The following is a 25,496-nucleotide window of genomic DNA, read 5'->3' as shown; positions in this document are numbered from 1 at the left end:
AAACCCAACATTATAGTTACTTTTTAGCAGGTACACCATCATTTTTTGGTGTAGCTTGCTTAAAATAATCAAAAAATGCACTGCTTTGATCCAATACCAAAATATCTTTTCTGCTTTTAAAGCTCCCTTCATAGGCAAGCAAGCTACGATATAATGCAAAAAAATCCTTATTTTTACTGTAGGCATCTGTATAGATCGACGCCGCTTGTGCTTTCCCAATCGCTCGTACTTTTTGTGCATTACTACGGGTTTTTGCTAACAAGACCATCACATCAGCGTCGGCCTTAGCTTTTATCTCTTCAGCAGCGGCTTGACCATCAGCACGGTGTTTATTCGCAATTTTTTGCATATCCGCCCGCATCCGTTGATAAATCGCATTGCTGGTATTGGCTGGAAGTTCAATTCCTTTAATACGTACATCAACCACGTTAATACCTAACCCACCAGCTTGTTTTTGAGCCGCTTTACGCAATAATTCCATAACATCATCACGACCACCCGATACGACTTCAGGGATAGTACGTTTACCAAACTGAGCACGTAATAATGTATTTAATTGTTGCTCCAGCAATGTTTCTGCCTTAAATTCATTGCCACCAGTGGATTTAAAATATTGAGCCAAATCGGTAATGTGCCATTTGACGTAATAATCTACCATTACGTCCTTTTTTTCTTTGGTGACAATACGAGTCGACTTAATATCCATAGTTTGAATACGCGTATCAAAAATACGTACGTTTTCGATAAATGGTACTTTAAAATGCAATCCAGGATTCAATACTTTAACCTTATCAGTCAACTCATCATTAACCAAACGGCCTAAACGTAAAAGAATTCCTTGTTGACCTTGAGTTATCGTAAAGACACTGGTCACTAAAAATAGAAGTAGTAAAAAGATCAAAATGCCAAGGGTTCTACCCGTAGTTTTCATTGTTAATTTCTCCCTTGTCGATAAACAGGTCTGGTGAGCTCACGACCATCGACCAAGTTCTCTGTCTCATTGGATTCATCACTCTCCGCTTTGTTATTTTTTGCGGTCTCAGTTGGAAAACCGGATGACGTTCCAAATAACTTATCTAAAGGAAGATACAGCAAATTACCTGATTTACTATCTACTATGATCGTACTGCTCTTGCTTATAACTTTTTGCATTGTTTCCAAATACATGCGTTCTGCCATAACTTTTGGGGCAACAGTGTATTGAGGGAGTAACGCTAAAAATTCAGAAACCTCCCCTTGGGCATTCAATACAAGCTGTTTGGAATAGGCTTCAGCCTCTTGTTGGATACGACTCGCCTTCCCTTCTGCTATTGGAACTACTTTCGCGGCATAAGCAAGGGCTTGTTCTTTAAAGCGTTTTTCATCTTCTTGTGCTTTAATTGCATCGTCAAACGCATCTTGTACACTTTCAGGAGCACGGGCAGGCTGTGGTGCTACATTAACGATTAAAATACCTGTTTTATATAAATCCAGAGTTTTTATCAAAGTCTCTTGAACTTGATTGCCCCAAACTTCGCGTCCCTCAGTAATCATTTGATCCAAGGTAGTTGTCCCTACAACTTGTCTCAGCGCACTGGAGGTCGCTTGTTGCAAACTTTCCTCAGGATTAGCGACATTAAATAAATATTCTTGCAAATCACCAATGCGATACTGTACCGCTAATGATACAGAAACTAGATTTTCATCACTCGTTAACATTTGTGCAGAATAAGAATAATCCAACACTCGGTCTACATTCATGATAATTTTTGAAGAAATAATCCTTGGTATCCAATGTGGCCCTGAACCCACTGTTTCCACATATTTACCAAAACGAAGAATCACCGCTTGTTCTGCGGGATCAACAATAAAGACACCAGACAACACCCAGAGAATAAAAGCAACCAAAACTACAGTAAGCGCGATTAGACCACCATTCGATTTTTTGGAAGGCTCATTAGCTATTTTAGTAGAACCTCCAAATAAAAACTTCTTCAATTTGTCATGAGCGCGTTTCAGCGCCTCATCCAAATCTGGAGGTTGATTTTTACCCTTCCAGGGATCTTTGCCTTTATCTGGCTCATTCCACCCCATGTACTACTCTCCCGGAGAATTTTAAGAAAATTAGAATTCTATGGGGTATATGAAGTTTAAGCAAGTTCTCCTGCTGTAATTAGCTCAATCTGCAGGGTTAGTTTTTTCCATAAACTAAGTATGTCTAGCCAGTTGAGAGTATTTCATGGACTTAATTTTTACTGGCATTTTCCTCTAAGATCAATATCCCAAATATCAACTACAATATCATTTTCGGTAATAAAAAATTGATCAAATAAATTAATAGTTGGATCACAATGAGGAACAATGAGCTCTAAAACCTCACCGTTATCAGGTAATTGAGCGCCATTGCTCGCAGTCACTTTACCATGCTCATCTCCAAATCCGCCCCAATCATATTCCAGTCCCTGGTGACTAATAATTTGAGGCTTATGTTGATCTACATAAATGGATTTTGTGCCTGCATCAACAGTGACATGTTCGGTTCTTTTGTTACTGATCACTGTGGTTAAAAGAGTCATTGCCGGTTTAAAGGTATTGAAGTGCCTTTCATTACTTTTCGAGCCAATCGTTGCATACTGAACATCCATAACTGTATACGAACCCGGTTGAATCTCGGTTACTTCTGTCGCTTCAACATCAATATCATAAGTTCCTGTTCCACTTCCTGTGACTATGGGACAATTAAGACCCATTTCCCGAAAGCTTTTTGCCAGATCACTCGCCATGCACATGGTCTGTAATGATTTGCTCTTTCGTTCCTTAAAAGAGGGTATATGCTGTAAATTGCCCGCATAACATTGAATTCCCATCAAATTTAACCAAGGGAATTGCCTCATTTCTAAAGCAAAATTTAAAGCAAATTCTGGTTTAACTCCGGTACGCCCTATCCCAGGGTCCACATCGACTAACACATTGATCACTTTTTTATTGAGCTTACCTGCTTCATTTAAGGCAATCATATTTTCTTTATTATCCACAACCACCAATGTAAAAGGCGCTTTTTCCAGACAAGAAATAAGCCTGGCAATTTTATTCTTTGTGACAATTGGCGAAGTAATCAGAATATTGGGTATTCCATTTTGAATAAGAACTTCAGCCTCTGAAATTTTTGCTACGCATACGCCTATTGCACCGTATTCTATCTGTAAGCGAGCTAATTTAGAGCACTTATGGGTTTTACAATGAGGTCTGATATGGATACTGTTTTCAATAGAATGTTTCCTCATAGTCTCCAAGTTAGATTTCAGAAGATTTTTATCAATTATCAAACAAGGGGTATCTAACTCTGTTTTTTTTATTCCTAAAGCCGCTTTTGACATATTATTCCTCTGAAAAAGCCCCTAGTCTGCGCTCAACATCACACGAATTCCCACATAAACCAATAAACCACCAAATACGCGGGTCAAAGCAGTTTGAAAATTAGTAAATATTTTTCGGATATTATTTGATTGCAGGAATAGAACGAGTAATGGCCAATAAAAAAACGATTCACCGACAAAAACCCCAGCAACTAAAGCTTTATCGCCAATCGATGCGTTAATGGAGACAAATTGAGTAAACAAACTCAACAGAAAAACTGCAAGTTTTGGATTTAAAGCATTGCATAAAACCCCTTCAAAATAAGCCTTGGAAACAGTTATAGTGTGCAAAGAAGTGTGATCCTGATGCATACTTAGGGATTGTTTGGATTTTAAACCTTTCCATCCCAGATAAATTAAATAGCATGCGCCCGCATATTTAATGGTTGTATAAAGAACAATACTTTGGGTAATTACAAACGCCAACCCTAAAATACAATAAGTAGCATGAAAGAAACATCCAGTAACAATACCAAAAGCAGTGGCTAAAGCCTGACGTTTAGGATATAAAAAGGCGTTTTTTGTAACCAGTATAAAATCTGGACCTGGGCTAATCATCCCAATAAAACAAATCACAGTTAAAAGTAATACGCTAATATTCATAATCACTATTTAAAAAACTCGACGGATTGAGACTGATTTTAATTTAATGCGCATACCACGTCCATTCATAAGCATCTCTTGTAAGGGGTCGGTTTCCATCGCCGCCACCAAAGCTTTGTTGAAAGGTGTATGTCATTACCGCGAAAACGGGAATCCAACCATTGGGCCCTATGCCTCATTTGACAGTAGAGTCCTGCCTTCACAGAAATGACAAATGTTCGGTTTGGCAATTATTCTATTATCCAAACTATTTATTCAATAAAGCCACTGCCAATCAAACGTATTGCTATGAATTAAATACTGCTGTCGATTCTTCACTGCTTGGATGGAGTCCTCCAGTTGAATTTTCAATTGGCTCATGCATCTCCATTTTAGGCAAAGTCTTAAACATATCATCATAGATAATCTGAGTCCTAGTTCCGGGATGATGACGAGCGTATTGTTTTACTGTTTCCCAATTACATTTTCCTTCGGCAATCAACCAACGCATAGTACTCCAAGGATTGGTCATTCTTTGGTTCTCATATGCTTCATTATATCGTCGGACAAATTCCGCATAGAGTTTAAAAGGAGGTTCATCACCTTTTAAGGGTACTGCAGCAGCCGTTGGTAATACTGGGCTATCCATGCTCCCTTCTTGACGACGGCTGTATTTGCGGGTGACTAACCGCTCTATTGCAAAAGCCGCGTCACTAGGTTTACCAAAAAGCTGTCGTAAAGTGCTTCCCCAAGAATGATCTACATAAATTATGTCATGTAATGCACTGTCTGCCACATGACATCTGTTTACAAAAGAATCAACTAATTCAGGCCTATTATCCATGTAACTATCGATTTCTTTGAGCAAATCACTACGTTTGCTTGCTAATAATTGGCACAGTTCCTTGTTTCGTGGTGGTTCGGCTCCACGACAAAGCAACATAGCCACACCTCTCAGTAAGTCCTTATTGTCCTGCTCACGGAGCAATCGTTTACAAAGCGCATCCATTGCATTATCGCCTCGTTCCTCATCTGAATAAGGCATGTTTTCCGCTTCCAACTTCAACCTTTCTATGGGAGCCTCATCCAATAAACCTTCAAGTGCCTTTATTTTACCTTTTCGTGCCGCTAAGATCAGTGGGGTATCTTTTCTCACTCCTACAGGATTAGCAAAATCTGCTCCTGCTCTGATTAAATTAACTACCCCAGAAACAAAATCTAAGGCTATGGCTTGATGTAAGGGTTGAAAAGGTATACGAGCTTCTTTAAGGCGAGTCGTTGCATTCACTTCAGGATTACACGCTAAAATTTTTGTTAATAATTCACGATTTTTAGTTTGTAATGTTAAAGACAATAAAGTACGCCCATCTTCATCGCGCTTATTAACATCAAATTCATGAGCATCCAAAAGATGCAGAGCCAGCTGAACTTTGCCGGCAACAATGGCTTGATGCAAGGGCAGACCAATATTTTTATCGCGGACTTTACTGAGAACCAAATCAATAAACTCGGTTAAATCAGCCGAGATTCCCTTATCAACAGAATCTTCATTTTTTCTCTGGTGTTGTTCAATCAAATAGTTCAGAACAGTCATTTGAACACCACCTGCCATCCAGAATGGATGCTCAAGATAACTCTTATCGTCGAGCAGCTTCTTTTCAATGAATTTTTTAAATCCTTCTAGTCCTAATTTCAGAGCTGCATTTATTTCAATGATAAATTCCATGTTACGTCCCCTGTAGTGTTACTTCCAGATTTATATTACACATTGGACAATAGAAGATCAAAAGAATAGTTAAAATTTCTACAATGTCATTAGGCCTGAGAATATAATTTTTATTTAAAATTAAGGTGATTCAGGCAATTTGTTAAACATCAAATCCCACACTCCATGTCCTAAACGCTCTCCTCGCTGTTCAAATTTTGTAAGTGGCCTTGATAAAGGTCGGGGCGAATATCCTCCATCGTGCTGTGAATTGTTCAAAGCAGGCTCTGTAGATAAGACATCCAGCATATGTTCTGCGTATTCTTGCCAATCGGTCGCACAATGAATAAACCCGCCTGGCTTCAATTTTTTTGTGACTAATTGAATAAATTCTTTCTGAATTAAGCGTCTTTTATGATGACGTTTTTTATGCCAGGGATCAGGGAAAAATATTTGTACCCCAGCAAGTGAGTTATCGAGCAATTGAGTACGAAAGACTTCAACAGCATCATGGGCCACAATACGTACATTAGATAATTGATGTTCATGTAAATCAGCAGCCAAACTACCCACACCCGCAAGATGCACCTCTATACCTATATAATTAATTTCAGGATTATTTTTAGCCATGGCCAACAAAGAGGCGCCCATACCAAAACCTATTTCAACCACTGTATCCGCTTTACGGTTAAATTCTTCAGCTAAACTCCATGGATTCCCATCTACAGTAAGTTCATAATCTTTAAGCCAAAGCTCAAGCCCCTGGCTCTGACGATTACTTACCCGACCTGCTCGTAAAACATAACTTTTTATCCGGCGTTGCATAAATCACACTCATCATTTTGTCAAAGCGGGAATTATATGTTCTTACAAAAATCTTGCAACTAATGCATTTTTTTGATATAAAACCGCTCTTGTATTTCACATCCGGCTATATGCCCAGAATTTTACAAAGACAAGCAAACTAAAACCTATTTTGGAGTAACACAATGTCTAGAGTATGTCAGGTAACTGGCAAGCGACCCATGACTGGTCATAAAGTGTCGCACGCTAACAACAAAACCAAAAGACGCTTTCTGCCGAATATTCAGAACCACAGTTTCTGGGTTGAAGAAGAAAATCGATTTGTCACATTAAAGCTCAGTACCAAAGGTATGCGTATTGTAGACAAGTTAGGTATAAAAGCAGTTCTGGATAATCTCAGAGCTAAAGGCGAAAAAGTATAACTTAAGGGGATAAACCATGGCAGCTGTCACGATTAAAGTGAAAATGGAATCCACAGCAGGAACTGGATACTATAAGACTACAACTAAAAACCCAAGAAACCATCCTGAAAAAATGGAGCTTATGATGTACGATCCTAAAGTACGTAAGCACGTTCTTTTCAAAGAGAAAAAAGTAAAATAATGTTTTAAGCCCCATAACTTATGGGGCTCTTCATGTTGTTTTTAGGTCACGCCCTTTTCTTAACTGATCTCTTAAATAGTTTATTTTCTTTTATTTTCAAAAAATAAATTTGAGAATTTATTCCTTATTGCTATAAGGATAAAAAATTTAACTGCATCGGACTCCCTTAAAGTACCATTGGTAAAAATATAATTTTTCAAACTCACGCCTAAATTAACGCTGTAGATACTGGATTATCCTTACGAATCGTTTAAACTGATAGTAAATAGCAATGAATACAAAGAGGATTTGAATGAAACCATCATTGCAACTAAGCATTGGACAGCACTTAACACTAACGCCACAGTTACAACAAGCAATCAGACTATTGCAATTATCAACAATTGATTTACAGCAAGAAATTCAACTTATTGTTGAATCAAATCCAATGCTTGAAGCAACTCCAAACGAAGATAAAGGAGAATTCGAAACTAATGGAGTAGAACAGCAAAATAACGATGAATCCTACGATTTTCAATGGTCAGAACTGTATCAAAGCTCAGGCAAACGAATTGCCTTTGAAGACAATGATTATAATTTTGACAACTTGCATTGTACTACCACTAACTTACAAGATCATCTAAGATGGCAACTTGAACTTTCTCCCATGAGCGATGTAGACAGAGCCATAGCAACTGCGATTATTGATGCAGTAAATAGTGATGGTTTCCTAACGATGAGCATTACGGAATTACATACAAGTCTTACAAGCGACACCCATCCATTGGATTTAGATGAAATAGAAGCCGTACGCCATCGCTTGCAATTATTTGATCCCGTAGGCTGTGCTTCCGTGAATCTCGCTGAGACACTACTCGTGCAGCTAGAGCAGCTTTCTTTAGACGCAGAAAGCCTCGCATTGACTAAAAAGATTATTTCAGAAGATATTGAATTGCTAGCCCAGCATAATTATAAACAGCTAATGAAAAATCATCAGATTACCGAAAAAACAATTGATAAGGTATTGAAGACGATTCAAGGATTAAACCCCAAACCAGGTAATTTAATTCATGAAGACATTACCGAATACATTATTCCAGATTTAACTGTTAAAAAAGTTAACAACAAATGGAAAGTTCAACTTAATCAAAGCGTACTCCCCCATTTAAGCATTAATAACCAATATGCATCGCTAATTCAACGAGCGGATAATAGTGCAGACAATCAATTTTTAAAAAATAACCTACAAGAAGCACGTTGGTTTTTAAAGAGTATCCAGAGTCGTCAAGAAACACTGCTTAAAGTCGCCACCTGTATTATAGAATACCAACAAGGATTCTTAGAATATGGTGAAGAAGCAATGAAGCCGTTGATTCTTAATGATGTTGCTTCGGCTCTGGATATGCATGAGTCAACCATTTCACGTGTCACCACGCAAAAATTTATACATACTCCTCGAGGAGTATTTGAACTAAAATACTTCTTCTCGAGTCATGTCAATACAAATGCCGGCGATGAGTGTTCCTCTACAGCCATTCGTGCCGTGATAAAGAAATTAATTTCTGCTGAGAATAGGAAAAAACCATTAAGTGACAGTAAAATCACCCAATTATTGGAAGAGCAGGGTATCAAAGTAGCAAGACGAACCGTAGCAAAATATCGTGAAGCAATGGGCATTGCTCCATCTAATGAACGAAAAATAATTTGTAATTAATTAGGGTTTGTTTACAATTCCCTAGATTGAGCCGAAATGGCCAAGAGAATAGAATTGTAAACAGCACCTAGAATCATGATTTTCACCATGGTTCTATTGTAACGAGGAGATTTTTATGCAAATTAACATCACTGGACATCATATTGATGTTACTCCTGCACTCAGAGCATATACCGAAGAAAAATTCGATAAGCTGGAGCGTCACTTTGATCACATCACATCCATCAACGTGGTATTGAATGTAGAAAAATTACGTCAAATTGCTGAAGCGACTGTTCATGTCACCAAAGGTGAACTGCATGCAAGCTCAGAATCTGATGATTTATATGTCGCAATCGATAATTTGATTGATAAATTAGAGCGTCAATTGAGCAAGCATAAAGAAAAAATTCTACATCATGATTAAGAGATAAAACCTTACAGTAGCTTTATAGGCAGCAAAGCAAATCCTAAATTTCTTCGATTTAACTTTGCTGCGCTTAGCTACACTTATAACCTAATTCGTGGAACATTTGTCACGCTATGATTAAAACTAAAATCAAAATAATTAATAAGTTGGGTTTACATGCACGCGCTTCAGCGAAATTTGTTTCTACCGCAGCAAGATTCCAAAGCCAAATCGATGTGACCAGCAATTCACAAACCGTTAATGGGAAAAGCATTATGGGTGTCATGATGCTTGCAGCCAATAAAGGGAGCGAGCTCATCTTGGAAATTGATGGTCCTGATGAAGTGCAAATGAATGAAGCCTTAACTCAATTAATTAATAATTATTTTGGTGAAGGTGAATAATTAAAAGGCTACATATTCCCAACAGTAATCCTCTAACCATCTTACCTATCGAATAATAGAGCGCTTAATCCTAATCACCTATCGTATTCTAGTGAACGTTAACCTATAGAAAAGCGTGCGATGTGTTCATGCGATCAAAGGCTTTTTAAAGTGAGGCCTCCCATTTTTACTGTAGATCCCACCCCAATCGAGCATGGGCTAGCATTAACTCAAAGTATACGGCATAGTTACTGCTTCATTTCTTTGGATTTTTTCCTTCTCATTTTGTGCAGCGCAAGTAACGTCATAAATAAACCAGATAAGGCATAAATAGTAAAACCCACAAATAAAACCAATGAAGGATTAGCGGCAATAGCTACAAATAAAATAATCATCACTAAAACGTAAAGGAATGGAACTTTGCCCTTAAAATCTACTTCTTTAAAACTGTAATAGCGAAAGTTGGAAACCATTAAACCTGAGGCAATTAATGATAAAATCGCAGCTAATATGGAAACAAACATATTTTTCCAGTCATGTTGATAGCATAACCAAGAAAAAGAAGCCATTACGGCTGCAGAAGGAGGACAAGGTAACCCTTGAAAATATCGTTTATCAGCGGTTTCAAGCTGGGTATTAAAACGAGCTAAGCGTAAAGCAACGGCGGCTGTATAAACAAATGCCACTAGCCAACCTATTTTCCCTAATTGGCTCAAAATTAAATTATATACTAACAATGAGGGCGCAACGCCAAAGGTAACCATATCAGATAAACTATCATACTCAGCACCAAATTCAGTCTGTGTATGAGTTAGGCGTGCAATTCTTCCATCCAATCCATCGGCAATCATGCCAATAAATATCGCAATAATGGACGCTTCATACTGTCCTTTCATCGAGGCAACAAGGGAATAAAATGCTGCAAATAAGCTGGCTGTTGTAAATAAATTAGGCAACAAATAAATACCAGAATGACTTTCTTTTTCCATTCCTAATAACCTTCAAAAAAATGACAAATAGAATATGTTGACATAATAGGGATAAAAATTAATTTTGAAAACCAAATTTAACACAAATTTATTTTTACAAAATGAATAAATTTCCGTACAGCCTCCATCATATGATGTTATACTTAGCACTCTGTATTTATATTGTATAAAGATATGGCTACACCTGAAAGTAAAACAATTATCATAGAAGGAATAACCTCCCAAGGAAAAACCTTTCGCCCTAGTGACTGGGCAGAACGGATGAGTGGCTCATTGGCAAGCTTTAAAAACAGCCGCATTCATTATTCTCCTCTATTAAGGCCAAGCGTGAATAGCGAAGGATATCAATGTGTATTGCTTGATCCTAAACTTAAAGAAACAAGCCCATTGCTGTATCAATCCATTATTGATTTTGCCAAAGCAAATAATCTTAGGATTTGTGGAGAAGAAGATTAGGGTATCTAAAATCCCGCGCTTGTTTTAACCGCCATAGTCCAACTCGTCATAGTACTCATCATATAATTTAACATAGCGATGGTGTTATCAAAATTCATCGCCAATATGCCAGCAACTATAAAAGCCAAACCTTTAGGTCCATGCTGAGTTCCAGGTTGGCTGGAATGCGCTACCAACACACTCCCCCGTACAAACCATAATACTCCCGCAGTTTGGACGACTAAGCCCATAGAGCTGAATATATTTGAAGAATTATATGAGGTATAAGTTAAAACATTCCCTACACCAAAAGTAGTATTAGCCATAGTATCTAAAACAGAAGGCAAATACAGCAGAGCAGCCCCCATTAATAAGTACATCATTGGGGTATACATCTTTTCTTGTGAAGAGGATTGGGCTCTGTGATCAGCAATTTTTCTGAGTTTGGCAATAGCAGTCATACAAAATAAAATACCCAGAATATATGCCCCCCCAGTAATTAAATGCTGTACAGGGTATAAAGAACGGCTTAAATTGCCTATAATTGCAATAAGATCTGGAGTATTCATAATTTAATTATACGCTGCTAAAACTTGTAATGCATAATTTTTTGCTTATTATTAATCCTAATTAAGAGTTATAATCTCAGATTTCTACAGTAAGTTGATATTCGTCATGCAAATAAATACATTTCCCATCACTTTAAAAGAGTCTTATATGATCTCTCCTAAAGTAAAACACTTCATTTTTACTTGTGAAGTATCCCCGCATTTTAATTATTTAGCCGGGCAATTTATTACGGTCCATTTTGAACATCAAGGAAAAGCATTAAAACGTAGTTATAGTATAGCCAATACGCCCAAAAAAGATAATCTAATTGAAATCGCAGCAGGTTATTTTGAAAATGGGCCCGGCACCCAGTTTCTTTATAATTTGAAGCCTGGTGATACGATTCAGATTAGTGGTCCATATGGTAGATTAATTATTAAAGATGAAATACCAGGGCGATTTATCCTAGTTGCTACAAGTACTGGAATTACGCCCTATCGAGCGATGCTTCAAGAGCTTGGCACGCTTATGGAACAACATCCTGAATTGGAAGTAGTGATCCTACAAGGAGTTCAACGACGAGATGAAATTCTTTATGCCAATGAGTTTCGTGCTTTTTCTCAGAAATACGCTAAGGTCATGTTCAAACCCTATTTAAGTAGACAACCAGTGCATGAGCTCAATGAAAACGAGTACAGTGGTTATGTACAGCATGCTTTTCCTACACTTAATCTTAACCCGCAACGTGACGTTGTTTATTTATGTGGAAATCCAAGCATGATTGACGAGGCGTTTAGTTCTTTAAAAGAACAAGGTTTTGCCATGCAACATATTATTCGTGAAAAATATATATCTAGATAGGGCCTGTTTACATTTCGCTAGTTTGAGCCCAAAATGGCCTGTTTTTCGAGCACAGAAGCAAAGCATACACACTGTATGTAAGCATAGAAGACGCGCAGAAAATCTGGACAATTTGACCAAAATAGTAAAGACATAAACAAGCCCTAATAACAATCAGGAGCAAATACACTATGAGTTACGAAGAATTATCAAGTACTATGGAATTAATGCTGCAACAAGGCAAAGGAATTTTAGCTGCGGATGAAAGCAATTCAACTATAGGCAAGCGTTTTACCTCTATTGGTATCGAAAATACAGAAGAAAATCGCAGAGATTATAGATTGCTGTTAGCCACTACACCCAACTTAGAGCAATATGTTAATGGAGTCATTTTATTTGAAGAAACCTTTAACCAAACCGATGAGCATGGAACTCCTATTGCCAAGTTATTTGCAGACAAAGGTATCGTTCCAGGAATTAAAGTAGATAAAGGATTAGTTCCTTTGGCGAATACGGAAAACGAAAAAGTAACTCAAGGGTTGGATGGGTTGGCAGAGCGCTTACAACATTTTAAAAAATTAGGCGCAAAATTCGCCAAATGGCGCAATGTTTATTCAATTTCTGAATTTGCTCCAAGTTTAACCGCGGTGAAAACAGGCGCAGAGAATCTAGCCCGTTATGCTGCAGCTTGCCAAGAAGCAGGTATTGTTCCTATCGTTGAGCCTGAGGTATTGATGGATGGGGATCATAGCATTGAACATTGCGCAGAAGTCTGTGAAATTGTGCTTCATGAATTATTTCATGCTTTATTTATCCACCAAGTTGAGTTAGAGCATATTATTTTAAAACCGAGCATGGTAACCTGCGGCAAAGCACATAGCCCGTTCAGTGAGGCTGACGAAGTTGCTGACTATACTATTGGTGTATTCCGTAATAATGTACCTGCTGCAGTGCCAACAATTAATTTCCTATCTGGTGGCCAATCACCACAACAAGCAACAGCAAATCTAAACGCCATTAATAGCATAGACCATCAACCCTGGCTACTCAGCTTTTCTTTCGGAAGAGCGTTACAGGAAGACTGTTTAACTGCTTGGGGTGGAGATAAAGCAAATGTCTCTAAAGCACAAGAAGCTTTATTAAATCGTGCCCGCTTAAATAGCTTAGCCTGTGTTGGTGAATATAATCCCAAGATGGAGTGATCATCTTCTGGGAAAAGAAGATTACCTACAGCGTAATTAAAGCAATCCCGATGATAGGTGTAGCCTGGGTGAAGCACAGCGGAACCCGGGTTTTTTCGGCATAAAAAAACTGCCGTCATCCCAAGAAACGTGAGGGATTATCATATCGTAGTGTCGTGTTAATGGGTAGGAGAACCCTCGCTGGGTAGGGAACGAGGGCTGACTCCACAGTGAGAACGAAAAAGCAATTTTAGGGCATAAAAATGAATAAGGATTTTCTACGTTATAAATCCCGTTTTATAACAATTGCTTTATTATTAGGATATGCCTTTTTACATTATACGCTCACGCGCCCTTTCATAGAGACTACTTTTGAGCAACTCCTTAACTTCTCAATACCCTTTCCCTACGCACAACGTGTTTTGATCCCGCTATTAGTGTACCCATTTTCATTGTTACCGATACAACCAGGTACCTGCTTTTTTTTAGCGGAATGGTTATTCACCAGTCTTATGTATCTTGGGATATATCAGTTATTACGATTTGAATTTAATGCGCGCCAAGCCCAATTACTCAGCTGGTTATTTATTTTGCTTTTGCCATTAGTTCTGGTGATAAATTATCGATTTACGGTTGGCCAAGCTGCAACCTTTTTTTATCCTGCAGATACACCAGCCATATTTTTTACAGCGTTGGGTTTTTTATGGTGTCTTAGAGCTCAATGGATGTATTTTGTTCCTTTGGTTTTTTTAGCTACTTTCAATCGTGAAAGCAGTATCTTAATGGTATTGCTCATCCCTGCACTGCATTGGCAAAAGCTCAGAGAAGTATCCAAACCTCTATTATTTTCTTTTTTTGCTTATATAACTGCACGAATAATTATTCTAATCAGCCTAAGAGGGATACCCGGAAAACTTATAGAGTGGAATGCTTATAATTCTCCTAATTCTCATTTTGAGATGAATTTAGAGTGGTTATTTGCTGATCTTAATTTATTTATGTTTTGTTTTTGTTTTGCAGGACTACCTTTATTTTGGTTTGGTTTCTATGATTACATTCCCCAAACCTATCGTCCACTACGTTATGTGGCAGCTTTTTATTTTGTAGGGTTGCTTCTGGTTGGAAATTTTATAGAACCACGTATTTTTGGCGAAATTATCGTCTTGCTCTATTTACCTATTTGCATTGCGCTTCGCAATTGGATTGCAGATTTTGAGCCTTTAATAGATGATAACAAATCTAAAAATTATCTTTATTTTTTAAATCGCTATGCCATCCTTACTCTTTTTACCCTTATCGTTATTTTTCATGCTCCTTTAAATCAAACATTGTTGTGGTGTTTACAGCATTTTAATGCATGATAAAGAATCGCCAGATTAGGCCTGATACACCATTTAAGTAAACCTATGCGTATTCAGAAAAGCGCGTGCACTTTTTGGTAGTCATAAACCCGATTTGTGATAACAACTCTCATGAATGATGCATTTTAAAATTTCATTTATGGATAAAATTAATCAAGCGATTTTATGGGAAGGAATCCCTGAGACACAAAGAATTTTTCGGGCGAGGCTAACGGACGTAGATGAGCCAGTGGCGTTTCAAATAATTAAATCAAAACGTGCATATAACGGCAAATGATCAGACAGCATACGCCAGGGCTTACCATGCAAACAGGCCACTTCATGCACGTTCATCCCGCGAAAATAAACACGATCGACGCAAAGTGCCGGTCTAATCGCGGGGAATGAACGCGCATGTTGCCCCTCCACTGACACAAATGCTTCTTCTATATTTAAGTGTTCCGCAAGAGGTTTGGAAATAACCGTGCGCCAATCGTTGAAGTCTCCCGCCATCAACAAAGGTTCATTTTGCGGTACTACATCCTTAATACGCTGCATTAAGGTGTTACATTGCACCATACGCTCAGCCTTGAAAAGGCCTAGGTGTACGCATAATAAATGAACAGTTACTTGCTCCAGCTTAAGTTGCGCATGCAATATTCCTCTTGAGGCTCGACGAATGTTTGTCAGATTAATATTCTCAAAGCGCTCAAAAGCATATTTGCTTAAAATTGCATTGCCATGATGTCCTGATTCATAAACCGCATTTTTTGCATAAACATAGTGAGGCCATATATTTTCAGCAATATACTCAAATTGTGGAGAATCGGGCCAAGCATTGATTCGTTTTTGTCGTTTCCTATGTTCACCTTGAACTTCTTGTAAGAAAACAAAATCAGGATTTAAGTGGGTAATTGCGTCGCGCATTTTAGGAAGCAAAAAGCGCACGGCCCCTACTCCGAATCCCTTATGGATATTATAAGTTATTAATGAAACGCTACGTGCCTCTTTTTGCATAGTTCACTCTTTTCAAGTTCCTGTATTAAGCATATCACCAATGTATAAAAAGATTGTAGTGTGTAAGGATTAAGGATCTCAAAATTTATCCAAAGACTCAGGACACAACCATTGTAATTGTTGAAGCAGCTGAGGTAAAAATTTTATTCAAAAATGAATTATAGCCTTCCTGTTTGTAGTAGAGATATAATAATTATTAAGAAAAATTTAAAAAATAGTAAATAAAAATGAAGATGCTCACACTCGCTATTCCAGGTTTTTCTATAGCCTGCAAAATCTGGGGAAACCCTGATAAACCGACTATCTTAGCGCTTCATGGCTGGTTGGATAATGCCAATAGTTTTGCTCCTCTTGCTCCATACTTAGAAAATGACTTTCATTTTGTAGCCGTTGATTTACCAGGGCACGGACACTCGTCACATCTTCCTAAAGGATGCCACTATCATTTTTTTGATGGCATTTTTATTGTTATTGAACTAATCAATGCACTTAAATTGGATAAAGTACATTTGTTAGGACATTCCATGGGCGCTTGTCTTGCAAGTTTAGTTGGAGGAGTAGTCCCAGAACGATTTCTCTCTCTATGTTTGATCGAAGGATTAGGGCCATTTTCCCACCCAGCAGAAACCGCATGTCAACAATTAAGAGAATATGCGCATTTTCTTGTTCAAAAAAGCAAAAAATCAAAGGGTTATGATCATATAAATAGCGCAGCTCTAGCCCGTGCATTTAAAGGATATGTCTCTTTAGACATTGCAAAAATTCTTTGTGAACGTAGCTTAATTGAAAAAAAGGGGAAATTTTATTGGCGACATGATCAACGTTTACTGGAACGTTCTCCTTTACGTATGACAGAAACGCAGATACTTTCTTGTTTACAGGAAATTACGGCGAAGACTTATTTACTTTTATCCAGTAGAGGATTTGCTTTTGATACTGAAATAATGAATACCCGTATTGAGACAGTAAAAAATCTCACGCTTAAAACAATGGATGGAGGACATCACATTCATATGGAACAGCCAGAAGTTATAAGTAAGCTTCTGGCTGACTTTATGATCCAGTAAATGATTACTAGGACTTCTACAACTACGTACCTATTTTAGATTACTCTATATAGATTCATTAATTTTCGTTTCGCGATATAAAAGGCGTTGAAATGCCTTTTATATCGAACTCAAATTAATTACAGCCATCCATATTGGTAGCAATCTTAACTTCATTTAATGACTTTTTAACATCGCATAAAGCAGTCGCAGGAAACGTCTGATGGTTTGGATCAGCAGCGACCAAGTCATTGATTGCACTTACCAGACCCTCACCACCTTCATCAAAGCTAGAATAAGGTGTCCAGTAATCCATGTTGGCTTTCACCATAACGTCGAATGCTAATCGGGTATTCCAATTAGGTTGATTTGCTAAAATGTAGAACAAATGGTTGTATACTCCACTGGAATAGTGAACATCCAAACCACCATAATATTCATCAGCAGTATCAATCGACTCACCATCACGACTTGGTTTGTCCATGTAACGTAATGCATCATAGCCGCTGTCTTCTTTCATGATTTCGCCACCTATTTGCCAGGTGCTTTTCTTAACAGAATAATATTCAGCTGCTTGAGCTGCCATATCAGAGAATGCTTCGTTCATACCGCCTGATTGGCCATAATATTCAAGGTTAGAATGCTGTTCTGTAAAACCATGGCTAATTTCATGAGCAGCAACGCCAAGAGAGACTAAAGGATACATCATGGTATCGCCATCACCAAAAGTCATCTGCTGACCATCCCAATATGCATTTTCATAACCTTCACCGTAATGAACTCGCATCACTAATTGCATTGCCGAACCATCCGCATTACTCAAGGCGTTGGTATCATACCAGTCATGATACATATGGTGGATCACATGACCGGAGTACAATGCATCATTCGTTGGAGAGGCAGCACCATTTTCTCTATCGTAACCATCTCCCTTATAACCGGTGAGATAAATATTGGCATCATTAGTTTGGCAATTAAACTTCATTGCTCTACTTCTTGAACTGTATTTATGGCCCATGTCAATTACTTTAACATCTGCGTTTTCCATAAAGCAGAGTCCATTTTCAGCATCACGAGTTAAATCAAGATAGGGCAAATCAGTACCATATTGAATGAAACCTGTTTTACTATTTCCACCAAAACCGGATCCACTTACAGAATCTCGATTCTGAGTTTTGATATCGTTCCATTGTACAAAAGGTTGTTTGGTTTTTGCGTCAATAATTGCCGTAGGACGCTCTGGTATTTTATCTTTATGGACAACAAGTACACTCACTTTATACGCCCAATGTGCTTTATGCTGAGCATCGATATAAACCATTGGAATGACTTTTTCGTCACTCACATCTTTACCTACATACTTTGCTTTAAATTGTTGTAATGCTGCATCAGCATTGCTCACAAAAGAAGCATCGGGTTGACCTAATTCAGTCTGTAAGCCTTGATAAACAACACCATTCATCGCTACATTAGACTTAGCATTAGCTAATGATTTTACATTATGCATGCTGTGCATAATTGCATAACCGCCATATACAGGAAATCCTACATATTGTTGTTGCATACGCACATGCGTCACTTTATTGGTGTCAGTATGCTCACTAACGAATCGTAAACTGTCTTTTGCAACGGCAACACCTTGTGTCAAAGAAAACTTCTGTTTTACTTGCTCAAGAGATGCTTTTTGTAAAGGCATCGGTTCTGCAGCTCTCGCGGGAGATGCTATTCCTAAAGCCAGCGCGACTGCCAGGGGAGATAAATAGTAATTATGATGCATTGAAACCCACTCCTTATTTGCAACTTAATCTAATTTGAAAGCAACTCAGCTCTATCTGAACCAATTAATCCATAAAATCAAGTTCATAGAAAAAACTTGACTGGTCCTAAAGGGTGAGTTACGCCTGCGAACACAACTAATAAATTCTAAAACTCATTCAAGCTAGCATAGTTTTGTCATTTTTTAAATTATTATTTGATGCTTGGTATGAAACTCATAGGAAAATAATGACCAGATAGGTGAAAAATTTTTTATCACCCATGCACTAATAATTCAACGCATTTCTACCGAGTTTTTGAATTTTGATAATACCATGCAGCCAAAGCCCCTAATCCTAATGCGAGTAATATCGAAGCTAAGGAGAGCTGACCTTGTATCTTGGTTACTGCAATAAAGCCACTTGTTAATGCGGCAGTTAAATCTTGCAAACTCACATATAAAGCGGCCACTGTCCCCGCAATGTGTGGAAATGGGTAAAAAACTCCTGCAAAAGCGTTAATAAAAGTAAACCCTGCCCCCATACTAAATAAAGCGATAGGGATCATAATTGTCAGAACATTCAGGATTCCAGCAAGCGCAAAACTGAGCATAATCCCACCGCCACTTATCATCAAAAAGACACCGATAAATAACATGTAAGAAACACCTTTAACCATCACCAATTGACTGTTAATTATTCCACTGAGACAGATAGCACCAGCAATAAAAATTGACAATTGACCGTATTCTAAAGGAGTTAGCCCTAATACATTTTGAAATAAAAAAGGAGCGATAGTCAGATAAGCAATTAAGCCTGCGCATGCAAAACAGGCGCATAGGGTATAACCTAAAAAAATCTTTGATTTTAATAAAGCACCATAGTTTTGCAGTATTACTCTTATCTTTGTCGCATTGGGATTAAGATTTTTATTGGTCTCAGGCAAAACCAACAGCATAATAACCCAAAATGTAAGGCCTAAAATAAAAATAAATAGAAAATTAGCCCTCCAGCCAAAATGTTCTTGAATAAACCCACCCCAAATAGGCGAAGCGACTAAAAGAAGCGTGCTTGCAACACCCACATAAGAACCAATTTTGGATAAATACCGGCCAGTAAAAAGATCACGGATTAAAGAGCGTCCTACGGAACTACAAGAACCAATGCCAAAACCTTGTAAAAACCGTCCCAGAGTTAATACGGTAACTGAAGGCGCAAGTAAACAGCAGAGAGCCCCTATAACACTTATTCCTATACCATAAATCAAGGGCATTTTACGTCCAATTTTATCGGATAAAGGCCCAAAAAAAATATGAGAAATTCCAAGTCCAAACATAAAAAGAAATAAGGTAAATTGAATTGATGATTCAGTACTATTAAAGGATTTGGTAATAGCAGGTAATGAAGGAACATATTGATCGATAGAGATTTGCACCAATATCATCATCATAAAAATAATAAAATATATTACAGGCTGTACTTTTTGTACCTCCTGCTGCTCACGCATTTCCTGCATTATCGATTCCTTTTCCAGGAGGAGTTAAAGATAAAACTGTTCAATCTTTAAAATAATTTCATTATCTCGTGTAAAAGTCTAGGTGACTGATATAAAGTGCGCAAATAGTACCGTGAAGACCATAAAGAAAAAAATATAAAAAAAGCAGAGAACTTGTGGATATCCTCGGAGATATATAGACAATTTTAGGAAGATCAGGCAAAATCTGCCGAAATTGCTTGATACTAACTAATACATGAAAAAAATTCTGGTTTTACACGGACCAAATTTGAATCTCCTAGGAACTCGAGAGCCTTCAGTCTATGGAGTCACGACATTAGCTCACATCAACTCGCGTTTAATCAAAGAAGCAACACAAGCTGGTTTTGCATTAAACTGTTATCAAAGCAATTCGGAAGCAGAATTAATTGAAGCAATTCACCAAGCCATTATCGACAAAGTAAGTTATATAATTTTTAATCCCGCAGGATTCACACACACCAGCGTGGCCTTGAGGGATGCCTTATGTGCTGTGGCAATCCCTTTTATTGAAGTACATATCAGTAACATTTATTCCCGAGAACCTTTTCGTCACCATTCTTATTTTTCTGATATTGCAAAAGGTACTATCAGTGGTTTAGGTGCGCAAGGATACTCATTAGCATTAACATCAATTATTGAAAGAGAATCAAACAATGGACATTCGTAAGATCAGAAAATTAATCGAATTGCTAGAAGAAACTGGCATTTCTGAAATTGAAATTAAAGAAGGTGAGGAGTCACTTAGACTAAGCCGTCACAGCAGTGCGCCTGCAATAGAAGCGCCTCAAGTTCACTACGTTTCTACACCTGCACCACGTCAGGAGTCACTACCCAGTATAAATAATGTGCCTGTTCCTGCAGCCACTTCGCATCAAGAAAGTAAGACTGCAATGCCCATCACTCCAGGTCATAAAATTCGTTCTCCTATGGTAGGTACCATGTACACTTCTCCATCTCCAGAAAGTCCTCCTTTCGTAACCATTGGCCAAACAGTTAAAGCAGGTGATGTGTTATGTATTGTTGAAGCCATGAAAATGTTTAATGAAATTGAAGCGGATCGCGCCGGTAAAGTTATAGATATACTCGTCGCTAATGGAGAGCCTGTAGAATACGATCAGGTCCTGTTTGTTATAGAATAGAGGGGGCATTCATGCTCAGTAAAATTGTTATTGCCAACAGAGGTGAAATCGCTCTTCGTATTTTACGCGCCTGTAAGGAGCTTGGTATTCAGACTGTAGCCGTACATTCAGACGTCGATAAAGATTTATTGCATGTTCGTCTTGCTGATGAAACCGTTTGCATTGGTCCTGCTCCAGCACAAAAGAGTTACCTCAATATTCCTGCAATTATTTCCGCTGCCGAAATTACTGATGCTGTGGCAATTCATCCTGGCTATGGTTTTCTATCTGAAAATGCTGATTTTGCGGAAATCGTGGAACAAAGTGGATTTCGCTTTATCGGACCTCGAGGTGATACCATTCGTCTTATGGGTGACAAAGTATCTGCCATTAACGCGATGAAAGCGGCAGGAGTTCCTTGTGTTCCTGGATCAGATGGCCCTTTGTCTGATGATGACCAATTGAATCTAGAAGTTGCTCGCAAGATTGGCTATCCCGTTATTATCAAGGCAGCTGGCGGTGGTGGTGGACGAGGTATGCGTGTAGTACATAGCGAGTCGAACCTGCTTAGCTCGATTGCACTTACCCGCAGCGAAGCGAAAGCCGCATTTAATAACCCTATTGTTTACATGGAAAAATTCCTTGAAAATCCTCGTCATGTTGAATTTCAAGTACTTGGAGATGGTCAAGGTAAAGCCATTCATTTAGGTGAACGTGATTGTTCTATGCAAAGACGCCACCAAAAAGTAGTGGAAGAAGCACCTGCTCCCGGAATTACTCCCGAACTGAGAAAAAAAATTGGTGACTCAGTAGTCAAAGCGTGCCAAGAGCTGAAATATCGCGGCGCTGGAACTTTTGAGTTTCTGTATCAAGACGGATGTTTTTACTTCATTGAAATGAATACACGGATTCAGGTTGAGCATCCAGTCACGGAAATGATTACTGGGGTAGATTTAATTAAAGAACAAATCAAAATTGCCAGTGACATACCCATGACTCTGACGCAAGATGACATCAAATTGCATGGTCATGCAATTGAATGTCGGATCAATGCAGAAGATGCCAAAACCTTCATGCCTTCGCCAGGAACAATTAAATTATTACACCAACCCGGTGGCCCAGGCATTCGTTTTGATTCCCATATTTACAGCAGTTATACAGTTCCACCAAATTACGATTCGATGATAGGAAAGCTCATTAGTTATGGGGAGACTCGTGCTGAAGCGATTGCAAGAATGCGAAATGCGCTCGATGAAATCATTATTGATGGTATAAAAACCAATATCGAGTTACATCAACGTATTTTCCATGATCAATCGTTTATAGCTGGTGGTACTAATATTCATTATTTGGAAAAAATGTTGAAGGATTAATGCTGTGTGGTTTCAATTAAAAATAGAACATTGTCGCAGTCAAGAAATCGAATTGCTGAGCAATGAATTGGAAGAATTCGGTGCGCTGTCCATCATGCTCACCGATAAAAATGATAATCCAGTTCTTGAACCTGAACCAGGAACAACTCCGTTATGGCCTGAAGTCGTTATTCAGGCCTTATTTTCAGAAGTTTTCCAAGCGCAGTTTACTCGTGATCACCTACTGCAAAATCACCCTGAGCTGGCATGCACCCTAGAGGTTTTGGAAGACAAAGATTGGGAAAGGGCTTGGATGGATGATTTTAAACCACAACGTTTTGGCCAACGTTTATGGGTCTGTCCCACCTGGTCTACTCCACCAGAGCCCCATGCCGTCAATCTCATGTTAGATCCAGGCCTAGCTTTTGGTACTGGAACTCATCCTACTACGGCTTTATGTTTAACCTGGTTGGAACAGGCTGATTTGAAAAATAAGGAAGTTATTGATTACGGTTGTGGTTCAGGAATACTTACTTTGGCTGCTTTAAAATTGGGAGCCGCAGAAGTACATGCAGTTGATATTGATCAGCAAGCCTTACAAGCTACCCAAAATAACGCTTCAGCGAATGAACTCGATGAGCGTAAATTATCAATTGGTATGCCTGATACTCTATCTAAACCTGTAGATTTAATTATTGCTAACATTTTATTGGCACCATTAATTTCCCTAAAAGAACGTTTTCAACAACTACTAAATCCTGAAGGGATGCTCATTGTATCCGGAATACTGGAAGAACAGGCACATGAACTGATTAAAACCTATGCCTCAATGTTTGTCGTAGTTCGTCAGGAAAATCTTAGTGGGTGGTCATTATTGGCGTTTAAGCCTACAAAAAAGTAGTTGATCTTATAAGGCTTTGTTGAAGTAAATAGTTTGGAACGATGATTACCAAATAACTATTTTTCATTCCCGCGAAGACGGCAACATCCATAAATGAGGTACAATGCCGGAGTTTTCGGTGAACAGGTACAACATATTCTGAGCTTATCCAGGTTACGATTATTAAGGAAATTATAATGGCCCAAGAACATACATTTTCCGCTTTCCACCCCAAAAGAGCCCTGCTTAGTGTTTCCGATAAACGCGGCATTGTTGAATTGGGGAAAGCACTTCACCAACAAGGTGTGGAACTTATTGCAACAGGAAATACCGCTGCAATACTCAGAGAGAATGAATTGCCAGTTACCGATGTCAGTGAGTGCACAGGCTTTCCCGAAATGCTTGATGGTCGAGTTAAAACACTGCACCCCGCTATTCATGCCGGTTTACTTGCACGAGGGAAAAAAGATGCAAAGACACTCCGAGAACATTCAATCAGGCCCATTGATTTACTTGTAATCAATTTATACCCTTTTGAACAAACCATCAGCCGCCCTGACTGTAATTTCAATGAGGCTATAGAAAATATTGATATTGGTGGCCCCGCTATGATTCGCTCCGCGGCAAAAAATCATGCGCACACCTTCGTGGTAGTAAAACCTGAGGATTATGCAGAACTGATTCACTACTTAAATACCCAAAAAACTCCCTCTGACTGGGGCTTCACCTTAGCTAAAAAAGCCTTCGCTCACACAGCAGCCTATGATGCAGCAATTACAAATTATCTGACCACTTTAGATAAAGATTGCACCCCCTGCGGTTTTCCCGAAGTCCTTACCTGTCAATTTAATAAAATAACCGACTTACGTTATGGGGAAAATCCCCACCAACAAGCTGCTTTTTATGTTGATAAAAATAGTGCATCGGGCTCTCTGGGCGCTGCACAATTAATTCAAGGGAAGCAATTATCCTATAACAATATTTTGGATGCCGATGCTGCATTAGATTGCGTTAAATCTTTTGCGTGCGAAAAACCAACCTGTGTTATTGTCAAGCACGCCAATCCATGTGGCATAGCCATCGGGGATTCACCTCTTCATGCTTATCTCAAAGCCTTTCAATGTGATCCTACATCAGCATATGGAGGCATTATTGCTTTTAACCAAACATTGGATGCCAATACCGCAAAAACCATTCTGGAAAAACAATTTGTAGAAGTCATTGTGGCACCTGATGTCAGTAATGAGGCCCAAAAAGTTCTTGCCAGCAAAGAAAATATTCGTGTCTTGTTGACTGGAACTTGGAAGCAAGATGAGACATTTCGCTTGAATATGAAAAAAGTAGATGGCGGGTTACTTGTTCAAGAACATGATTCACTCTCGTTAGGAAGTTATGAATTAAAAACCGTGACCCCAAATAAACCCTCTGAACAGCAAATGAATGATTTAATGTTTGCCTGGCGTGCTGTAAAACATGTTAAGTCCAACGCCATTGTTTATGCTAAGGATTCGGCCACCATAGGATTGGGAGGGGGGCAAACGAGTCGCGTTATGAGCGCCCGCATCGGTCTTTGGCAAGCAGAACAAATGGGATTTGACACTCATGGGGCAGTCATGGCTTCTGATGCATTTATCCCTTTTCCCGATACCATAGAGATTGCTGCAGAAGCAGGTATCTCTGCTATTATTCAACCAGGCGGATCAATCAGAGATTCACAAATAATTGCTTGTGCTGAAGAGCATGGGCTCATTATGGTCTTCACTGGCGTCCGTCATTTTAAGCATTAAGAAAGCAGCATAGCGCCTCATCATTACGTGAGTAACAAGGATCTCCACGCTGTCGCACGATGTTGCGAGGGGAGATCCCTGGATACACTCCACTATGCGTCACCCAGGCTACCATAGG

General features: G+C 38.6%; 26 protein-coding genes. 15 read left to right on the top strand and 11 right to left on the bottom strand.

All coding sequences use genetic code 11. The features are described from left to right. Positions 1 to 16: 16 nt before the first annotated feature. From hflC to trmB, 6 genes are all read right to left on the bottom strand, one after another. Positions 17 to 931: a protease modulator HflC gene (hflC, locus tag ACF8MK_RS08665; protein ID WP_265703405.1), complete on the bottom strand. Its 915-nt coding sequence runs from the start codon at positions 929 to 931 to the stop codon at positions 17 to 19. A gap of 2 nt (positions 932 to 933) precedes the next feature. Continuing rightward, positions 934 to 2,073: an FtsH protease activity modulator HflK gene (gene hflK, locus ACF8MK_RS08660; RefSeq protein ID WP_265703404.1), complete on the bottom strand. Its 1,140-nt coding sequence runs from the start codon at positions 2,071 to 2,073 to the stop codon at positions 934 to 936. A gap of 158 nt (positions 2,074 to 2,231) precedes the next feature. Further along, entirely contained in the window at positions 2,232 to 3,356 is a 1,125-nt protein-coding gene (locus tag ACF8MK_RS08655; RefSeq protein WP_392536318.1) for a DSD1 family PLP-dependent enzyme, read from the bottom strand. A 21-nt stretch (positions 3,357 to 3,377) separates the two neighbouring features. Beyond that, complete coding sequence (locus ACF8MK_RS08650) at positions 3,378 to 3,998, bottom strand: LysE family translocator (protein WP_392536317.1); 621 nt, start codon at positions 3,996 to 3,998, stop codon at positions 3,378 to 3,380. 286 nt (positions 3,999 to 4,284) lie between these two features. Then, complete coding sequence (gene ankC, locus ACF8MK_RS08645; RefSeq protein ID WP_392536316.1) at positions 4,285 to 5,703, bottom strand: Dot/Icm T4SS effector AnkC/LegA12; 1,419 nt, start codon at positions 5,701 to 5,703, stop codon at positions 4,285 to 4,287. Between the two features lie 120 nt (positions 5,704 to 5,823). After that, positions 5,824 to 6,507 (bottom strand): tRNA (guanosine(46)-N7)-methyltransferase TrmB, encoded by a 684-nt coding sequence (gene trmB, locus ACF8MK_RS08640; RefSeq protein ID WP_392536315.1) that lies wholly within the window; start codon positions 6,505 to 6,507, stop codon positions 5,824 to 5,826. Positions 6,508 to 6,671: 164 nt separating this feature from the next. Here trmB and rpmB point away from each other — a divergent pair, with 164 nt between their 5' ends. The 5 genes from rpmB to ACF8MK_RS08615 all read left to right on the top strand — a co-directional run bounded on the left by rpmB (position 6,672) and on the right by ACF8MK_RS08615 (position 9,574). Further along, a complete protein-coding gene (gene rpmB / locus ACF8MK_RS08635) occupies positions 6,672 to 6,908 on the top strand; it encodes a 50S ribosomal protein L28 (protein ID WP_392536314.1) in 237 nt (78 codons plus the stop codon). Between the two features lie 16 nt (positions 6,909 to 6,924). Continuing rightward, on the top strand, positions 6,925 to 7,089 hold the full coding sequence (rpmG, locus tag ACF8MK_RS08630; protein ID WP_003635328.1) for a 50S ribosomal protein L33: 165 nt from the start codon (positions 6,925 to 6,927) through the stop codon (positions 7,087 to 7,089). Positions 7,090 to 7,381: 292 nt separating this feature from the next. Further along, positions 7,382 to 8,782 (top strand): RNA polymerase factor sigma-54, encoded by a 1,401-nt coding sequence (locus ACF8MK_RS08625; RefSeq protein ID WP_392536313.1) that lies wholly within the window; start codon positions 7,382 to 7,384, stop codon positions 8,780 to 8,782. A 115-nt stretch (positions 8,783 to 8,897) separates the two neighbouring features. Continuing rightward, positions 8,898 to 9,188, top strand: a complete 291-nt coding sequence (hpf, locus tag ACF8MK_RS08620) for a ribosome hibernation promoting factor (protein ID WP_265703398.1) — start codon at positions 8,898 to 8,900, stop codon at positions 9,186 to 9,188. Positions 9,189 to 9,304: 116 nt separating this feature from the next. Then, positions 9,305 to 9,574: an HPr family phosphocarrier protein gene (locus tag ACF8MK_RS08615; protein WP_028381002.1), complete on the top strand. Its 270-nt coding sequence runs from the start codon at positions 9,305 to 9,307 to the stop codon at positions 9,572 to 9,574. A 227-nt stretch (positions 9,575 to 9,801) separates the two neighbouring features. Here the strand turns inward: ACF8MK_RS08615 and pssA are convergent, their stop codons facing one another. Beyond that, positions 9,802 to 10,542, bottom strand: a complete 741-nt coding sequence (gene pssA, locus ACF8MK_RS08610) for a CDP-diacylglycerol--serine O-phosphatidyltransferase (RefSeq protein ID WP_392536312.1) — start codon at positions 10,540 to 10,542, stop codon at positions 9,802 to 9,804. 174 nt (positions 10,543 to 10,716) lie between these two features. On the opposite strand from pssA, the gene ACF8MK_RS08605 reads away from it, so the two are divergent. Then, a complete protein-coding gene (locus tag ACF8MK_RS08605; RefSeq protein ID WP_028381000.1) occupies positions 10,717 to 10,998 on the top strand; it encodes a DUF3579 domain-containing protein in 282 nt (93 codons plus the stop codon). Between the two features lie 5 nt (positions 10,999 to 11,003). On the opposite strand, the gene ACF8MK_RS08600 is transcribed toward ACF8MK_RS08605, so the two are convergent. After that, positions 11,004 to 11,546, bottom strand: a complete 543-nt coding sequence (locus tag ACF8MK_RS08600; protein ID WP_265703396.1) for a type IV secretion protein IcmC — start codon at positions 11,544 to 11,546, stop codon at positions 11,004 to 11,006. Between the two features lie 106 nt (positions 11,547 to 11,652). Here ACF8MK_RS08600 and ACF8MK_RS08595 point away from each other — a divergent pair, with 106 nt between their 5' ends. The 3 genes from ACF8MK_RS08595 to ACF8MK_RS08585 all read left to right on the top strand — a co-directional run bounded on the left by ACF8MK_RS08595 (position 11,653) and on the right by ACF8MK_RS08585 (position 14,908). Beyond that, positions 11,653 to 12,387 (top strand): ferredoxin--NADP reductase, encoded by a 735-nt coding sequence (locus tag ACF8MK_RS08595; RefSeq protein WP_392536311.1) that lies wholly within the window; start codon positions 11,653 to 11,655, stop codon positions 12,385 to 12,387. A gap of 170 nt (positions 12,388 to 12,557) precedes the next feature. Further along, positions 12,558 to 13,568: a class I fructose-bisphosphate aldolase gene (locus ACF8MK_RS08590; protein ID WP_392536310.1), complete on the top strand. Its 1,011-nt coding sequence runs from the start codon at positions 12,558 to 12,560 to the stop codon at positions 13,566 to 13,568. Between the two features lie 242 nt (positions 13,569 to 13,810). Further along, entirely contained in the window at positions 13,811 to 14,908 is a 1,098-nt protein-coding gene (locus ACF8MK_RS08585; protein WP_392536309.1) for a hypothetical protein, read from the top strand. A gap of 237 nt (positions 14,909 to 15,145) precedes the next feature. Here ACF8MK_RS08585 and ACF8MK_RS08580 read toward each other — a convergent pair whose 3' ends face one another. Then, positions 15,146 to 15,904, bottom strand: coding sequence for an endonuclease/exonuclease/phosphatase family protein (locus ACF8MK_RS08580; protein ID WP_392536308.1), 759 nt, complete (start codon positions 15,902 to 15,904; stop codon positions 15,146 to 15,148). A 227-nt stretch (positions 15,905 to 16,131) separates the two neighbouring features. Here ACF8MK_RS08580 and ACF8MK_RS08575 point away from each other — a divergent pair, with 227 nt between their 5' ends. Continuing rightward, positions 16,132 to 16,971 carry an alpha/beta fold hydrolase gene (locus ACF8MK_RS08575; protein ID WP_392536307.1) on the top strand — a complete coding sequence of 280 codons (840 nt, stop codon included), beginning with the start codon at positions 16,132 to 16,134 and terminating at the stop codon, positions 16,969 to 16,971. 115 nt (positions 16,972 to 17,086) lie between these two features. Here ACF8MK_RS08575 and proA read toward each other — a convergent pair whose 3' ends face one another. Next, on the bottom strand, positions 17,087 to 18,727 hold the full coding sequence (gene proA / locus ACF8MK_RS08570) for a zinc metalloprotease ProA (RefSeq protein ID WP_392536306.1): 1,641 nt from the start codon (positions 18,725 to 18,727) through the stop codon (positions 17,087 to 17,089). Between the two features lie 284 nt (positions 18,728 to 19,011). After that, positions 19,012 to 20,211, bottom strand: a complete 1,200-nt coding sequence (locus ACF8MK_RS08565; protein ID WP_392538941.1) for a multidrug effflux MFS transporter — start codon at positions 20,209 to 20,211, stop codon at positions 19,012 to 19,014. A gap of 244 nt (positions 20,212 to 20,455) precedes the next feature. Between ACF8MK_RS08565 and aroQ the strand changes: the two genes are divergently transcribed. From aroQ to purH, 5 genes are all read left to right on the top strand, one after another. Next, entirely contained in the window at positions 20,456 to 20,908 is a 453-nt protein-coding gene (aroQ, locus tag ACF8MK_RS08560; protein WP_392536305.1) for a type II 3-dehydroquinate dehydratase, read from the top strand. Then, positions 20,895 to 21,380: an acetyl-CoA carboxylase biotin carboxyl carrier protein gene (accB, locus tag ACF8MK_RS08555; RefSeq protein ID WP_392536304.1), complete on the top strand. Its 486-nt coding sequence runs from the start codon at positions 20,895 to 20,897 to the stop codon at positions 21,378 to 21,380. The genes aroQ and accB overlap by 14 nt, the downstream gene beginning before the upstream one ends. Positions 21,381 to 21,391: 11 nt before the next feature. Further along, positions 21,392 to 22,732 (top strand): acetyl-CoA carboxylase biotin carboxylase subunit, encoded by a 1,341-nt coding sequence (gene accC / locus ACF8MK_RS08550; RefSeq protein ID WP_265703386.1) that lies wholly within the window; start codon positions 21,392 to 21,394, stop codon positions 22,730 to 22,732. A gap of 4 nt (positions 22,733 to 22,736) precedes the next feature. Further along, positions 22,737 to 23,612 (top strand): 50S ribosomal protein L11 methyltransferase, encoded by an 876-nt coding sequence (gene prmA / locus ACF8MK_RS08545; protein WP_392536303.1) that lies wholly within the window; start codon positions 22,737 to 22,739, stop codon positions 23,610 to 23,612. A gap of 176 nt (positions 23,613 to 23,788) precedes the next feature. Continuing rightward, the gene (gene purH / locus ACF8MK_RS08540) at positions 23,789 to 25,378 is read left to right on the top strand and encodes a bifunctional phosphoribosylaminoimidazolecarboxamide formyltransferase/IMP cyclohydrolase (RefSeq protein ID WP_392536302.1); all 1,590 of its coding nucleotides are present in this window, start codon (positions 23,789 to 23,791) and stop codon (positions 25,376 to 25,378) included. Positions 25,379 to 25,496 lie beyond the last annotated feature (118 nt).

This window comes from Legionella sp. 227, assembly GCF_043161935.1.
Classification (GTDB): Bacteria; Pseudomonadota; Gammaproteobacteria; order Legionellales; family Legionellaceae; genus Legionella; species Legionella sheltonii.
The sequence above is the reverse complement of the archived record's forward strand: the minus strand, read 5'-3'. Positions and strand labels throughout refer to the sequence as shown.

What these genes read in the sequence shown, in the direction of transcription:
- hflC (WP_265703405.1), bottom strand. Translation starts at nt 931, where the DNA reads ATGAAAACTACGGGTAGAACCCTTGGCATTTTGATCTTTTTACTACTT.
- hflK (WP_265703404.1), bottom strand. Translation starts at nt 2,073, where the DNA reads ATGGGGTGGAATGAGCCAGATAAAGGCAAAGATCCCTGGAAGGGTAAA.
- ACF8MK_RS08655 (WP_392536318.1), bottom strand. Translation starts at nt 3,356, where the DNA reads ATGTCAAAAGCGGCTTTAGGAATAAAAAAAACAGAGTTAGATACCCCT.
- ACF8MK_RS08650 (WP_392536317.1), bottom strand. Translation starts at nt 3,998, where the DNA reads ATGAATATTAGCGTATTACTTTTAACTGTGATTTGTTTTATTGGGATG.
- ankC (WP_392536316.1), bottom strand. Translation starts at nt 5,703, where the DNA reads ATGGAATTTATCATTGAAATAAATGCAGCTCTGAAATTAGGACTAGAA.
- trmB (WP_392536315.1), bottom strand. Translation starts at nt 6,507, where the DNA reads ATGCAACGCCGGATAAAAAGTTATGTTTTACGAGCAGGTCGGGTAAGT.
- rpmB (WP_392536314.1), top strand. Translation starts at nt 6,672, where the DNA reads ATGTCTAGAGTATGTCAGGTAACTGGCAAGCGACCCATGACTGGTCAT.
- rpmG (WP_003635328.1), top strand. Translation starts at nt 6,925, where the DNA reads ATGGCAGCTGTCACGATTAAAGTGAAAATGGAATCCACAGCAGGAACT.
- ACF8MK_RS08625 (WP_392536313.1), top strand. Translation starts at nt 7,382, where the DNA reads ATGAAACCATCATTGCAACTAAGCATTGGACAGCACTTAACACTAACG.
- hpf (WP_265703398.1), top strand. Translation starts at nt 8,898, where the DNA reads ATGCAAATTAACATCACTGGACATCATATTGATGTTACTCCTGCACTC.
- ACF8MK_RS08615 (WP_028381002.1), top strand. Translation starts at nt 9,305, where the DNA reads ATGATTAAAACTAAAATCAAAATAATTAATAAGTTGGGTTTACATGCA.
- pssA (WP_392536312.1), bottom strand. Translation starts at nt 10,542, where the DNA reads ATGGAAAAAGAAAGTCATTCTGGTATTTATTTGTTGCCTAATTTATTT.
- ACF8MK_RS08605 (WP_028381000.1), top strand. Translation starts at nt 10,717, where the DNA reads ATGGCTACACCTGAAAGTAAAACAATTATCATAGAAGGAATAACCTCC.
- ACF8MK_RS08600 (WP_265703396.1), bottom strand. Translation starts at nt 11,546, where the DNA reads ATGAATACTCCAGATCTTATTGCAATTATAGGCAATTTAAGCCGTTCT.
- ACF8MK_RS08595 (WP_392536311.1), top strand. Translation starts at nt 11,653, where the DNA reads ATGCAAATAAATACATTTCCCATCACTTTAAAAGAGTCTTATATGATC.
- ACF8MK_RS08590 (WP_392536310.1), top strand. Translation starts at nt 12,558, where the DNA reads ATGAGTTACGAAGAATTATCAAGTACTATGGAATTAATGCTGCAACAA.
- ACF8MK_RS08585 (WP_392536309.1), top strand. Translation starts at nt 13,811, where the DNA reads ATGAATAAGGATTTTCTACGTTATAAATCCCGTTTTATAACAATTGCT.
- ACF8MK_RS08580 (WP_392536308.1), bottom strand. Translation starts at nt 15,904, where the DNA reads ATGCAAAAAGAGGCACGTAGCGTTTCATTAATAACTTATAATATCCAT.
- ACF8MK_RS08575 (WP_392536307.1), top strand. Translation starts at nt 16,132, where the DNA reads ATGAAGATGCTCACACTCGCTATTCCAGGTTTTTCTATAGCCTGCAAA.
- proA (WP_392536306.1), bottom strand. Translation starts at nt 18,727, where the DNA reads ATGCATCATAATTACTATTTATCTCCCCTGGCAGTCGCGCTGGCTTTA.
- ACF8MK_RS08565 (WP_392538941.1), bottom strand. Translation starts at nt 20,211, where the DNA reads ATGCGTGAGCAGCAGGAGGTACAAAAAGTACAGCCTGTAATATATTTT.
- aroQ (WP_392536305.1), top strand. Translation starts at nt 20,456, where the DNA reads ATGAAAAAAATTCTGGTTTTACACGGACCAAATTTGAATCTCCTAGGA.
- accB (WP_392536304.1), top strand. Translation starts at nt 20,895, where the DNA reads ATGGACATTCGTAAGATCAGAAAATTAATCGAATTGCTAGAAGAAACT.
- accC (WP_265703386.1), top strand. Translation starts at nt 21,392, where the DNA reads ATGCTCAGTAAAATTGTTATTGCCAACAGAGGTGAAATCGCTCTTCGT.
- purH (WP_392536302.1), top strand. Translation starts at nt 23,789, where the DNA reads ATGGCCCAAGAACATACATTTTCCGCTTTCCACCCCAAAAGAGCCCTG.